This window comes from Pseudomonas sp. H3_E07, assembly GCF_054668895.1.
Genome location: NZ_CP162795.1, coordinates 1,951,788 through 1,964,264, shown reverse-complemented (window position 1 = coordinate 1,964,264; position 12,477 = coordinate 1,951,788). Strand labels below are relative to the sequence as shown.

The window sequence follows — 12,477 nt, the reverse complement described above, 5'->3', positions numbered from 1 at the left end:
GCTACACCGATCTCGATTCTAGTTCAAGACGAGACGGAATAATCTGAGGCAGATTAACCACACGACTAATTTGCCTCACGACTTCAGACAGTGGTTCTACATCACATTTTTTTGAAATACGCATTTTCAGACTGATGTGAGGCATCTTGGTTGGAACCACAGACTTCATCCTCAGCACAATAAGAGGAAGGGTAAAGTCTTTTGCAGAAACATAAGTCTTGACAAAGCACTTCTGCGGATCGATTCGACCATCAACGTAAGCCAGTGCTTTTTCAACCTCAAGTTCGCCGTAACTAATTTTTAGCCCCTCTAATACAGCAGCTTCTATAAGCTTAGACTTTTCAACGTCGACCTCACCTGTCTCACCATTACAAATTGAACCATATCCTCTTGATACCGTTGCAATACCTGATCGCAAAAAATGCGCAGCAGCAAACACGCGAAACAATGAATACAATGATGCAGTGGATCGGTCAAACCAGCCTGCAAAATCAAATCGCCCTCTCAACTCTTCAGAGGCTAAATCGCAATGCTCGTCATCCATCACATCTACAAAAGCTACTTCATCCAGAAGAAAATTTTCAATGCAGTATCTAGGCAAAACTATTACATTATCTGGTATTTCTTCACGTTCGCCCGCCAATATATATAAATCACCATCAACAATGTATACAGCAGGCCGTTCGGTCGCTGCCACTTTCCTTGCCCTAGCTGCAGCTATCACGTCTCCTCTTTGCCCTAAGGGAAAAACACGATCAAGAGTGACCTGGCTGGACATAGCACGGGAAAACATCGCAGCAAAAATCTTTCCATATCCTGGCGCTGTATCCTCAATATAAACATCAAAATCGTTAAAGTTTTCGTAAAATACTGAGGCCGCGAACTTAGCAGCTTTACTTCTTTCCATAGCAAACCTCAGCTCAAACGAATGCAGTTGTCGACGTGATATCCCACAATCTCGGGCGAATGTGTTGCAAAAATAAACTGATTGTTTTTGCCGCCTTTCAATAAGGCATCAACCAACATCTCTTGCCAACGCATATGCAACGAAACTTCCGGTTCATCAACCACAAAGGCACTTCTCTTGCTTGATCCAAAGCGAGCGTGAGCAATCAAAATCAAGAGTTGCTTCTCACCCGAAGAAAGGAATTCCAGCTCTACAGGTACAGAATTTTGTGTTACTTTGATTTTACCCAACGAATCGACACTCAACTCTTTTCGTGAGTGTTTAAAAAACTCATTAATTGTGTCGCAAAACTCTTTAATAGGAGCGTAAAATTTTTCGGCTGATTTTTTCTGCCTATCCATTTCAGCCAAAACTTTTTGTATTCTACGAATCTGGGCCATATTTAATAGCCACTCTAAACTCCAAGAATCCGCTACCCCATTATCCTTATTAACAACTCCAACCATCTTCTCGAAAAACTTCTCGATCAAGCCCGTTGTCTTCTCAGACCCACCAAGATCCTGAGCAAACTTCTCTAGCTCTTGTCGGCGCTGGCGAAGATCCGACATCTCCAGATAAGGTTTCAAGTTTGGATTTTCTAAAAAGCCAGGCTCAAGCTCAATGTATTCAAACGTAGACTCTACAATAATATTGAGTAAACGATCTAACCTACCATCACTTGCTCTTCGATATTGTTTATAGGCACCTTGAACTAGTCGCTGACAATTATCTAAGCCATCCAAGATTTCTTTTTGCTGGTTTCTAGGTCGGATAAGCCCATCATCTGAAAAAGCCTCATCAGGAAAAGAGTCTTCCTGATATCTTCCTAATCGTCGCTCCAACCCAAGAAACATTGGCCGCGTACCACGCAAAAATCTCTGCATGACGGGACCAGCAGACTTGATAACGTCCTGCCTATTATCTTCCACGCGATGACGAATACGCCCGTTAACGCTTATCGTTTCAACTATACGATTGCCACCAGCGTTAAAGGCCGGACTAATAGAATAGGGAATCTCCTCACCATTGAGTCTAAACGACATCTTGTCCGAAGAAGTATTTACTGAGAAAGAAAATTCCTCACCATCCTTTTCGACCTCGACCTTTAGACTACTAAACCTTATCTCCATCAAAGTAGTGACATCAACTGAAAGCGCAGCCTGCATTAACCTCAACGCAGTAGTTTTACCGGTCCCATTATCTCCTACTAGAAAATTTATATCCGAGTTGAATCTAAAGTTGTAGTCGTAAAAGTCGTGCACTTTTCGTGCAGAAAAACTCTTGATTATCATTTCACTCTTCCATGACTGCATAAAGTTATGAAGCTTACTAACGTTCTATATAGGTACACAGCATTTTGTGATCCGACTGTACAGATTCCCCTCGTTGTAGCCAAGGTATGCCTATCCAGATACAGGCTTATTTTGCCTTTTTCGGGCTTTCCGCTTGATAAGTAACACCTAAAGTGAAACATTATTAGTAGAACGCCCTAACTGATACAGGCACCCATCATGTTCATCCGCGCATACCTCCGAGCCTCCACCGACGAACAAGACGCCGGTCGTGCCCGGGCCTCGCTCGAGCAATTCGCCAGCGACCATAACAAGGTCATTGCAAGCGTGTACTTGGAGAACGCCAGCGGCGCCACCGCCGACCGGCCTGAGCTGCTGCGCCTGCTCAAGGATGCCCGTAAGGGTGACGTATTGCTGGTGGAGTCGATAGACCGCCTCTCCCGCCTCCCTGTGGAGGATTGGCAAAAGCTAAAGGCTGCGATCGATTCCAAGGGGCTGCGCATCGTTGCGCTCGACCTGCCGACCAGCCACCAGGGAATGCAGGACACCAAGGGCGATGAGTTCACCGGGCGGATACTAGGCGCGATCAACTCAATGTTGGTGGAAATGATGGCCGCCATCGCGCGCAAAGATTACGAGCAGCGGCGGGAGCGCCAGGCTCAAGGCATTGAGAAGGCTAAAGCCGAGGGCAAGTATCAGGGCCGCCCGATCGACGCTGATCTTCATAAGCGAGTGAAGGAACTGCTGAAGGCTGGACTTGGCATCCGCGCCACGGCCCGGCACGCGGACTGCTCGACTACCACGGTGCTGCGGATCAAGGAGCTATTGAGCGCCTGACTTGGCATCGGCTATCTCGCCCGAAGCCCTTAATTCCTCCCAAGCTTTCTTGAAGGAATTGGTAGAGAAAAGATCGCGGCGTTTGCTCATGGCTTTCGATACTTCGGCGCGTACCTCTGATTTGCCCGGGCTCCTCGCCGGCAAGGCTTTGGGGTCGTGACCAAGTCTGGCGATTTCAGCAAGGATTGCTGCCGTTTGGGCTTTCATGCGAGAAACCGGCTTTGTCGCATCCTTATCGTTGGTTAAGGCTTCTTCCTTGATGTTTTTCTGAGCTGCTTCCAACGCCTTTACCGATGCCCAGGGGATCAGCAAGTCTGATATCCGGAGTCTTCCTTTCCAGGCTCCGGTGATATCCGGCTCGAGCGTCATCATGCGACCCTCCCAAACTGTCCGGCCATCGATGCTCACCAAGTGAACATCCGAAAGAGGATGGAATGCCAGGTGAGGAAAAGGGGTTTCTTCGTTCTGCATTAGCTCCCAAAGCACACACGGGGGCGCTCGCATATATCCCATGAATCGGTAATCTAGGCGAGTTCGATCTCGCTGTTCAAGGAGATCGCTAAGTTCTCGTATCCGGTCCTGATTCGCATTTGTTGCCTGGCGTAAGGCGACTACCTCTTCTTGGCTCAATCTAGTGAACTCGTCGACGTTACCGGCGGCGTTCCTTCGCAGATGTGCCTCGCTACTTTCAACCGATTTGGTTTTGGCCTCGAGCTCCATAGCCTCATCGTGCGCCCCATGGCTCATCAGCCATCTATCTGCCTGATCGAAAGCCAGGCCCTCGAATGCGAAAAGAATCGGCAGTGCGCGGTTGATTCCATGCTCGAGGATCTGACGTGAAGATGCACCCCATCGTTCTGCCAGTTCAGGGACGCTTAGAAATGTAGGCTCGATCATGCTCGCTTCCTCTCGGCCAAGTTGCCCGCTGCAATTTCATCCAGATAGTTGGCGTACCATTGCATCATCGTCGTGCGCTGATGAAGGTACTGGGCTTTGTTGTAGACGCCGGCAACACCATGTTTTTTGTGCGATAGCTGGGCCTCGACGTGGTTTTCATCGAATCCGTTTTCATTGAGTACTGTCGACGCGATATGTCGGAAGCCGTGACCGGTCTGGCGCCCCTCGTATCCCATACGGCGCAGCGCCATCAGGAACACTGTGTCGCTACGTGGTTTGGTGTGATCGCTGCGACCTGGGAACAGAAGGGGATAGCTGCCGGTGTACTGGCGCAGCTCCTCTAGGGCCTCAATTGCTTGAGACGAGAGCGGCACTAAGTGCTCGAGGCCTTTTTTGCGGCCTTTACGCTCGACTGGGATCGTCCAGACCTTTTTGGCGAAGTCGAATTCTGACCACCGGGCCTCCCTTAGCTCGCTGGGGCGCACGGCGAACAGGCTCAGTAGGCGCAAGCCGAGGCGCACATCGTGGGCGTGTGGATAGGCAGCGATGGAGCGGATAAGGCCCGGAAGTTCATCGGGTGAGACGTGGGCATAGTTTTCGGCCTTGCCGGACTTGAGGTATTTTTGCAGTCCCTCAAGCGGGTTATGGGTAGCCCGCCCAGTTACCCTCGCCAGGTCGTAGGCGTCTCTGCAGTACGAGCGCACCCGGCTCATTTGCTCGAGGATTCCCTGCTGCTCCATGCTGCGCAGAAACTCCATCCACTCAAGCGGGGTGATGTCGGCATAGGGGCGCTTGCCGAACACAGGGAAGACGTGACGTTCGAGCGCGCCGATGATTCGCTTCGCGGTGCCTGCGTCCCAGTTGGTGAGGCGTGAGGCATACCATTCTCGAGCCAGCGGCTCGAATGTCTCGCCGGCGATATCCCGCTCCGCTTTCTTGCGGGCTTGTTTAGTGATAATCGGATTTTTGCCGTCGGCGGCCTCGGCGCGCAACTCTGCAGCTTTCTGCCGGGCCATCGATCCGCTTACATCGGGATAGCCGCCCAGTCCCAGCCACGACCATTTGCCATCAGGTTTTTTATAGCGAAGCTGCCAGGACTTTTGGCCATCGGTTTTCACGCGAAAATAAAGGCTGTTCCCGTCGAGCTCGCGGTATTCCTTGGCGTCGGGCTCTAGCCCGGCCAAAGCCGTGTCGGAAAGAGGTCGGCGCTTTATTTCGGAACGTTTCATGGCGCGTGTATCCCGGGTTCAATTATTTTTCGAGGATACACGGGGGGATACAGGAAGGGTAGAGATAGATAGAGACGGTTAGAGATAGGCAGAAACAAGAAAGCCCGCACTAGGCGGGCTTCTTGAGGTGATTTATAGACTTCTATAAACATCTATAAATCGGTACTTGGTGGCTACACAGGGACTTGAACCCCGGACCCCAGCATTATGAATGCTATGCTCTAACCAACTGAGCTATGTAGCCAAGTGGCGCGCATTATTCGCGTAGAACGGCAATGCGTCAAGCATTTATTTTGAATTTTTATCTACGCTTTCAACTGTTTAAGCGAAATCAGCGAATCTGGCGACGAGTGGATCACTCTTCGCCCTGCCGAGTACCCGCGAAACTTGATCGCGTTGAGCAGATATCCCTGCCGCTCAACGCGTGCACTGACGCTACGGGTGTTTCGGGTTGTGCGTGGCGCGTTTGAGCTGTTCGCGGGCCCGTGACAGGCGTGAACGCACGGTGCCGATAGGAATGTCCAACGCGTCGGCTGTGTCCTGATAGCTGCCGTCGGTTTCCAGTGAGGCGTACAGGGTCTTGCGCATTTCCACCGGCAGATGGTCGATAGCGCTCAGGGTTTTTTCCAGGCGACGGTTGACCTCAAATTCCCAATCCAGGTTGCGATTGTCCTCCTGACCATGCCAGAGCGACTCGTCAAACTCGCAATGCACCGGCTTGGCGTACATGCGCCTGAAGTGGTTACGGATAAGGTTTTGCGCGATACCACACATCCACGTGCTGAGCGTCGCATTGCCGCTGAAACGCTCTCGGTTGCGCCAGGCTTCCAGGTACGTCAATTGCAGAAGATCATCCGCATCTTCCGGGTTGAGTACGCGCTTATGAATGAAGCGCCGAAGTTTTTTTTGCTGTTCGTCTGTCAGGTGAAGCATGAATTGAGGCGAGCTGCCAACGAGGTGCGCTAAAGCTTCAATAGGGATATTCATGATTGTTTCCTTGGTGTAGACGCAGTCGAAAAGGTGTCGACGGGAACCCCTTTAGCACTGGCTATGCCAAGACTGTTTTTTATATAACTGACTGATTTTTATGAATAAATATTTTGTAGTGGAGTGATTTTGCGCAGGACCTTGCATAGATGCCACGGAGGTCTGTGCAAGTCTTTTCAAATTTTTCGTGGCATTCGACTTGATGGAACCGTTTGAGCTGGCCTTGCCACACAGGGAAACACTCTTCCTGTTCAGGTCTGTCCATGAAAGTCGAATCTTCCCCGGATGTGCCAGCCGTCCAGCAGTTGGATCAACCTGCTGTCAGCCAGACCTCCACGCCGGTGCCAGTTCCGGGCTTGGATGAGCTCGCTCACCTGTTCAGCCTGGAAGTGCAAAACAACAGCCAGCCCTTGAGTCAGCGGAAGATGAGCGTGCGCGTGCCTCCGGCCGAACAGCTTGCGCAAATTTATGATCAGTTGGGGCACCCTGCCCAGGCGACCCTTGCGAGCCTTTCGCGCCGCATCCGCTGGCAATTGCTGCAGCATCCCAGTGTCGACAAATTGCTGTCGCTGGCTGGCGGGGACCCCGCGCGTGCATTCGTGGTACTCAAATATGTGGCAACCCAGGCAGACGCTGAAGTGCGCCCATCGGAAGCGGCGTTGGCCCGAGATGCCATCGCCAAGCTGGAGGTCCGCTTCAAAGGGCAGATCCAGGCAGGCCTGAACATTGCTTTGGCGCTGCAGGCGGGCAGTGCCGATCCACAGGAGCGCCAGGCGCTGCGTGCGCTCTACTACGCCAGTGTGGTCACACGCCAATCGTTGTCGACGATGATGCAGGCGCTGCTGGGGGTGTATGGCGAGGAACGGCTTGCCGAAGGGCTCAAGATGATGCGCAAGGCTTTGGCGGACGACATCGCGGCCAAGGTGTCATCACTGCCTACGCCGATGCTGCGTACCCTGTTACTGGGGCTGCAAAGCTGTGGACAGTTGAGCGGCGTGTTGACCGGTTGCAACGCCCTGCTCCAACGCCTGGGTATCGATCATGATGCCGTGGCCCTGCTGCAACGCCTGCTGGGTTACGCCGGTGCAGGTATCGCTGCTGCTGAAATACTGCGACTCGGGAGCGACCTGTTGGGCAGTTCGAGCCCCCAGCAATTGTTGGCCCTCAATGCACTGTATCCGCTGGTCCAGCAACTGCCATTGGCGATATGGCTCGACAGTCGAGTACGCGAAGAAACCCTGCGTGGTTTCCTGGCCGTGATCGGCGAACTGGATCGGGTGACACGTGGCCCTGCGCGTCTTCCTGCTGAGCTGGGGGGCATGGCGTGACTGCGCTTTCGGCCATCAACAGCTTTCTGCTCAAGGTCGCGCAACGCGCAGAAGTGCTGGGCGCCGTGGTGGTGATGGCCATCGTCTTCATCTTTATCGTGCCGCTGCCCACCTGGCTGGTGGACATCCTGATCGCGCTCAATATCTGCATCTCATGCCTGTTGATCGTGTTGGCGTTGTATCTACCAGGCCCCCTGGCGTTCTCATCGTTTCCGTCAATACTGCTGCTGACCACCATGTTTCGCCTGGCGCTGTCGATTGCCACGACGCGCCTGATCCTGCTGGAGCAGGACGCCGGTCATATCGTCGAGGCCTTTGGTAATTTCGTGGTTGGCGGCAACCTCGCCGTGGGGATGGTGATCTTCCTGATCCTGACCCTGGTCAACTTCCTGGTGATCACCAAAGGCTCGGAGCGGGTGGCCGAAGTGGCCGCGCGTTTCAGCCTGGACGCGATGCCCGGCAAGCAGATGTCCATCGACAGCGACTTGCGTGCCGGCTTGATTGACGGCATGCAAGCGCGGGACAAACGGGAACAATTGTCCCGTGAGAGCCAACTGTTTGGGGCCATGGACGGCGCGATGAAGTTCGTCAAAGGGGATGCCATCGCGGGGTTGATCATCGTTGTGGTCAACCTGTTGGGCGGCTTCTCCACGGGCATGTTCCAGCATGGCCTGAGCGCTTCCGAGTCAATATCGCTGTACTCGGTATTGACCATCGGCGACGGCCTGATCGCACAGATCCCGGCGCTGCTGATCTCCCTCACCGCCGGCATGATCATCACCCGTGTGGCGCCGGACGGACGCAGGGGCGCCAGCAACATGGGCGCCGAAATCGCCCGGCAAATGACCAGCGAACCCAAGAGCTGGATGATCGCCTCGGTGGGCATGCTCGCCTTTGCCGTGGTACCCGGCATGCCGACGGGCGTGTTCATTCTGATTGCGCTGGTTACCGGCAGCCTGGGGTACTACCTGATGCGCCAGCGTCAACGGCAGGAACAGCCCGCTGCTGAAACCGCCGAAGCGGTGCGTCCCGAAGAGAACGGCAGTGAGGATTTGCGTGGGTTTGATCCGTCGAGACCCTATCTGTTGCAATTCTCCCCGGTGATACGAGGGACGCCTGAGGTGGCTGATCTTGTTCACTCGATTCGCCAGGCCCGAAATGCACTGGTCGCCAATATCGGCCTGACGCTGCCACCGTTTGAGGTGGAACTCGACGACTCACTGGCCGACGATGAAATGCGTTTCTGTGTCCACGAAGTACCGATGGTCAAGGCATCGGTTGTCAGCCATGTGGCGGTTGAGCGTAAGGCGTTGTCGGTTGAGCCGGCGCACGCCATTGCGGGGTTGGTAGAGCGTGATGAACAGGATTGGCTCTGGTTGGCACCGGATGATCCGCTGCTGGATGATCCGCAGTTGGAGCGCTTCACCGCGGCGAGCCTCATCGTCGAGCGCATGAAGCAGGCGATGATGCTCAGCGGGCCGCAGTTCCTGGGGATCCAGGAAAGCAAGTCGATCCTCAGTTGGCTGGAACACAACCAACCGGAACTGGTCCAGGAGCTGCAGCGGATTATGCCGCTGTCGCGGTTTTCGGCGGTCCTGCAACGCCTGGCCAGCGAGGGTGTGCCGTTGCGCGCCGTTCGGCTGATCGTCGAGTCGCTGATCGAGTACGGCCAGCATGAACGTGAGCCGGACGCGCTGGCCGACTACGCGCGCATCGCGCTCAAGGCACAGATCTACCACCAGTACAGCGAAGCCGACGGCCTGCATGCCTGGCTGTTGTCGCCGCAGACTGAAAACATCCTGCGTGAGGCGCTGCGCCAGACTCAGACGGGGGTGTTCTTCGCCCTTGATGACGAACACAGTGCGGTGTTGGTCAGCCTGCTCAATCAAGCTTTTCCCGTACGGCCAAAACTCAAGAGCGTGATGCTGGTCGCACAGGATTTGCGCAGCCCGCTGCGCACGCTGCTGCTGGAGGAGTTCAACCACGTGCCGGTGCTGTCTTTCGCCGAGTTGGGCAGCGCCTCCAAGGTCAAGGTGCTGGGGCGCTTTGACTTGGGCCAGGACGAATTGATGCGCGGTGCGGTGGCATGACGGTTCGGTTTTGTTCAGCACGGAGGGCTCGATGATGTTCGAGTTGCGCGTGCTTGATGGGCGGCATCAGGGAGCGGCGCTGCCCTTGTTCGGGGAGCAGTGGAGCATCGGTGCCCACGCCGATGCTGACCTGGTGCTGAATGACCCTGGCATCGCCGAGCAGCATGCCCGGTTGCGGCTTGTCGACTCGAACTGGTCGGTGCAGGCTGAGGCCGGGTTGTTGCAGGATGCCGATGGTCAGGTGCTGGCGCAAATTGCGCACCTGGGGCTGAACGTAACGTTTTCGGTGGGGAACGTGCGGTTGTGCGTCACCTTGGCCGATGAGCCCTGGCCCCAGGCACCAGCCCCCGCACCGGCTGTGTCGCCACGGGTCAGTGAAACGGTGCCGGTGCTTAAGTTGTCGGCCATCTCCCAGGCGCAGCAGAAGCGCCTGATCACGCTGGTGCTGGTGGTGACGGTGATCTTCATCGTGGTGGGCATGGCGTCCACCGGGAAGCCTGAGGCTCAGGCATCCCTGATGCCGCCTGTGGTGCAGAAGCACGAATTGGCCTCGCCGTTTGAGGTCCGCCAGCAGCTGTTGAAGATGCTCGGCGAACGTGAATTGAGCCAGCGTGTCAGCTTGCAAGTGGTCAATGGCCAGGTCGCGCTCAATGGGGATGTCTCACAGGATGATGTGGAACTGGTCGCGCGCATGCTCAGCCGTTTTGGCGAGCAGTTCGACAGCGCGGTCCCGGTGATCAGCCGTGTGCGCGTACGCGATGGGACGTTGCCGTTCAAGATTGTGCAGATCGTGGGCGGGCCGAATGGACACGTGGTCCTGGAGGAGGGCAGCCGACTGTTTGTCGGGGATGAAGTCGACGGCCTGCGCCTGGTGCTGATCGACAACAGCAAGGTGGTGTTCGATGGCGAACAGCGCTATGAGGTGCGCTGGTGAGTGCGGAAATGCAAGCACGCCTGGAGGCCTGGCAACAGCGTCAAGTCCAGTCGCTGGCCACCTTCGCGCCGGTGACGATGCGAGGGCGCATCCAGCGCGTCAATGGCATGTTGCTCCAGTGTCGGCTGCCCCAGGCGCGTATCGGTGACTTGTGCAGGGTCGAGAAAAAGCCGGGCGACTACATGCTGGCCGAGATCATCGGTTTTGATCAGCAGGATGCGGTACTCAGCGCCCTCGGCAATCTGGAGGGGGTGCAGGTGGGCGCTGGCGTGGAGCGTCTTGGCGTCGCGCATCGGGTTCAGGTCAGCGAGGCATTGCTGGGGCAAGTGCTGGATGGTTTCGGGCGGCCGATCACGGGAGAAGGCCCCGGTGCGTTTGTCGAGGCCGATTTGCCGGACACCAGTGCGGTGTTGTGTGAGGCACCGCTGCCCACTGAGCGCCCGCGCATCAACCGCGCGCTGGCCACCGGCGTGCGGTCGATCGATGGCCTGCTGACGTTGGGCGAAGGCCAGCGCGTGGGCCTGTTCGCAGGTGCCGGGTGCGGCAAGACCACCCTGCTGGCGGAGATCGCCCGTAACGTGGACTGCGATGTCATCGTGTTCGGCCTGATCGGCGAACGGGGCCGCGAGCTGCGTGAGTTTCTCGATCATGAACTCGATGAACAGCTGCGCTCCAAAGCCGTATTGGTGTGCGCTACGTCCGACCGATCCAGTATGGAGCGAGCCCGCGCGGCCTTCACCGCGACGGCACTGGCTGAAGGTTATCGGCGCAAGGGGCTGCGTGTGTTGTTGCTGATCGACTCCCTGACCCGGTTTGCCAGGGCCCAGCGCGAAATCGGTCTGGCCGCCGGCGAACCTCTCGGTCGCGGCGGTCTGCCGCCATCGGTATACAGCCTGCTGCCGCGTCTTGTGGAGCGCGCCGGGTTGACCCGTGCGGGGGTAATCACGGCGATCTATACGGTGCTGATCGAGCAGGACTCCATGAACGATCCGGTGGCCGATGAAGTCCGCTCGCTGCTCGACGGTCATATCGTGCTGTCTCGCAAGTTGGCCGAGCGTGGGCACCATCCCGCAGTGGATGTGCTGGCGAGTCTGTCGCGGATCCTGAGCAACGTGGCCGAGCCTGCGGATATTCAGGCGGGTACGGCGTTGCGACGCTTGTTGTCGGCCTATCAACAGATCGAACTGATGCTCAAGCTGGGGGAATACCAGCCCGGCAGCGATGCCTTGACCGACCTGGCGGTGGACAGTCGCCAGGCTGTGGATAATTTCTTGCGCCAGGACTTGCGTGAGCCTGCGCCGATGACGGCGACGCTGGAGCAACTCAAGGAGCTGACCGCCTATGTCCCATTCTGATGGTCTGCTTGGCGAAGTCGAGACGCTGCGGCGCCTGCGTCGGCACCGGGCAGATCGGGCCGAGCGAGCCTTGCGCGAGGCGAAGCGCGCCCAGCAGGCCCTGCTCGCCACTATCCGGCAGGCTGAGGAGGCACTTGAACAGACTCGGCGCGATGAAGCCGAGCGCAGTGCCCAACTGCTCAGCCAGCACCAGGGCCAGGTATTGAACCTGCAGGCGCTGAAGTCCTGGGGGGCGCAGGAGCGTTCCTTGTCTGCCGTTACGCGGCGAGGCATGGGGCAGTTGGAAGCCTTGCAGGGCCAGCAGGAAGAAAAGCAGACCTGCGTCGGCCGAGCCCAGAAGCAGGTCACCGCCTGCCTGCGGCAGGTGGAAAAACTTCAGGAGTTATCTCTTTTACTGGCGCAGGAGCCGACATGACCCAGGTTTCAGATAAGCCCGCCGAGCGGCCCCGTCCGCGTGACGCGCGAGAAGAGCGAGAGCCGGGAGTGGCGGGTGTCGTTCCTGCGGAGCTAACGCGATTGTTTTCCCAATTGTGGGCTGATGACGGTGAGGGCTCTGGGGCGGGTACCCCGCTAGCACGAACC

At 56.3% G+C, this 12,477-nt stretch carries 11 protein-coding genes and 1 tRNA gene; 6 read left to right on the top strand and 6 right to left on the bottom strand.

The window, feature by feature from the left end:
• Position 1 precedes the first annotated feature (1 nt).
• Complete coding sequence (locus AB4O08_RS09040) at positions 2 to 907, bottom strand: DUF4435 domain-containing protein (RefSeq protein WP_169390464.1); 906 nt, start codon at positions 905 to 907, stop codon at positions 2 to 4.
• A gap of 8 nt (positions 908 to 915) precedes the next feature.
• Positions 916 to 2,238: an AAA family ATPase gene (locus AB4O08_RS09035; RefSeq protein WP_460114810.1), complete on the bottom strand. Its 1,323-nt coding sequence runs from the start codon at positions 2,236 to 2,238 to the stop codon at positions 916 to 918.
• Positions 2,239 to 2,457: 219 nt separating this feature from the next.
• Here AB4O08_RS09035 and AB4O08_RS09030 point away from each other — a divergent pair, with 219 nt between their 5' ends.
• The gene (locus AB4O08_RS09030; RefSeq protein WP_460114809.1) at positions 2,458 to 3,075 is read left to right on the top strand and encodes a recombinase family protein; all 618 of its coding nucleotides are present in this window, start codon (positions 2,458 to 2,460) and stop codon (positions 3,073 to 3,075) included.
• Here AB4O08_RS09030 and AB4O08_RS09025 read toward each other — a convergent pair.
• From AB4O08_RS09025 to AB4O08_RS09010, 4 genes are all read right to left on the bottom strand, one after another.
• Positions 3,061 to 3,972: a hypothetical protein gene (locus AB4O08_RS09025; RefSeq protein ID WP_460114808.1), complete on the bottom strand. Its 912-nt coding sequence runs from the start codon at positions 3,970 to 3,972 to the stop codon at positions 3,061 to 3,063. The genes AB4O08_RS09030 and AB4O08_RS09025 overlap by 15 nt on opposite strands.
• On the bottom strand, positions 3,969 to 5,201 hold the full coding sequence (locus tag AB4O08_RS09020) for a tyrosine-type recombinase/integrase (RefSeq protein ID WP_130138567.1): 1,233 nt from the start codon (positions 5,199 to 5,201) through the stop codon (positions 3,969 to 3,971). Before AB4O08_RS09020 ends, AB4O08_RS09025 begins: the two co-directional genes overlap by 4 nt.
• Before the next feature lie 167 nt (positions 5,202 to 5,368).
• Positions 5,369 to 5,445: transfer RNA gene (locus AB4O08_RS09015), tRNA-Met, on the bottom strand.
• Between the two features lie 191 nt (positions 5,446 to 5,636).
• Positions 5,637 to 6,188 (bottom strand): RNA polymerase sigma factor, encoded by a 552-nt coding sequence (locus tag AB4O08_RS09010; protein WP_010213349.1) that lies wholly within the window; start codon positions 6,186 to 6,188, stop codon positions 5,637 to 5,639.
• 263 nt (positions 6,189 to 6,451) lie between these two features.
• Between AB4O08_RS09010 and sctW the strand changes: the two genes are divergently transcribed.
• From sctW to sctO, 5 genes are read left to right on the top strand one after another with little or no spacing between them, the layout of a single operon-like run.
• Positions 6,452 to 7,516, top strand: coding sequence for a type III secretion system gatekeeper subunit SctW (gene sctW, locus AB4O08_RS09005; protein ID WP_044286607.1), 1,065 nt, complete (start codon positions 6,452 to 6,454; stop codon positions 7,514 to 7,516).
• Positions 7,513 to 9,606 carry a type III secretion system export apparatus subunit SctV gene (gene sctV, locus AB4O08_RS09000; protein WP_021491945.1) on the top strand — a complete coding sequence of 698 codons (2,094 nt, stop codon included), beginning with the start codon at positions 7,513 to 7,515 and terminating at the stop codon, positions 9,604 to 9,606. Before sctW ends, sctV begins: the two co-directional genes overlap by 4 nt.
• 34 nt (positions 9,607 to 9,640) lie before the next feature.
• Positions 9,641 to 10,540 carry an FHA domain-containing protein gene (locus AB4O08_RS08995; RefSeq protein ID WP_236267230.1) on the top strand — a complete coding sequence of 300 codons (900 nt, stop codon included), beginning with the start codon at positions 9,641 to 9,643 and terminating at the stop codon, positions 10,538 to 10,540.
• 8 nt (positions 10,541 to 10,548) lie between these two features.
• On the top strand, positions 10,549 to 11,895 hold the full coding sequence (locus AB4O08_RS08990; protein ID WP_460114807.1) for a FliI/YscN family ATPase: 1,347 nt from the start codon (positions 10,549 to 10,551) through the stop codon (positions 11,893 to 11,895).
• A complete protein-coding gene (gene sctO, locus AB4O08_RS08985; protein WP_010213344.1) occupies positions 11,882 to 12,310 on the top strand; it encodes a type III secretion system stalk subunit SctO in 429 nt (142 codons plus the stop codon). Before AB4O08_RS08990 ends, sctO begins: the two co-directional genes overlap by 14 nt.
• The last annotated feature ends 167 nt before the right edge of the window (positions 12,311 to 12,477 follow it).

Coding starts and splice junctions, on each gene's coding strand:
- AB4O08_RS09040 (WP_169390464.1), bottom strand. CDS start 907: ATGGAAAGAAGTAAAGCTGCTAAGTTCGCGGCCTCAGTATTTTACGAA.
- AB4O08_RS09035 (WP_460114810.1), bottom strand. CDS start 2,238: ATGATAATCAAGAGTTTTTCTGCACGAAAAGTGCACGACTTTTACGAC.
- AB4O08_RS09030 (WP_460114809.1), top strand. CDS start 2,458: ATGTTCATCCGCGCATACCTCCGAGCCTCCACCGACGAACAAGACGCC.
- AB4O08_RS09025 (WP_460114808.1), bottom strand. CDS start 3,972: ATGATCGAGCCTACATTTCTAAGCGTCCCTGAACTGGCAGAACGATGG.
- AB4O08_RS09020 (WP_130138567.1), bottom strand. CDS start 5,201: ATGAAACGTTCCGAAATAAAGCGCCGACCTCTTTCCGACACGGCTTTG.
- AB4O08_RS09010 (WP_010213349.1), bottom strand. CDS start 6,188: ATGAATATCCCTATTGAAGCTTTAGCGCACCTCGTTGGCAGCTCGCCT.
- sctW (WP_044286607.1), top strand. CDS start 6,452: ATGAAAGTCGAATCTTCCCCGGATGTGCCAGCCGTCCAGCAGTTGGAT.
- AB4O08_RS08995 (WP_236267230.1), top strand. CDS start 9,641: ATGTTCGAGTTGCGCGTGCTTGATGGGCGGCATCAGGGAGCGGCGCTG.
- AB4O08_RS08990 (WP_460114807.1), top strand. CDS start 10,549: ATGCAAGCACGCCTGGAGGCCTGGCAACAGCGTCAAGTCCAGTCGCTG.
- sctO (WP_010213344.1), top strand. CDS start 11,882: ATGTCCCATTCTGATGGTCTGCTTGGCGAAGTCGAGACGCTGCGGCGC.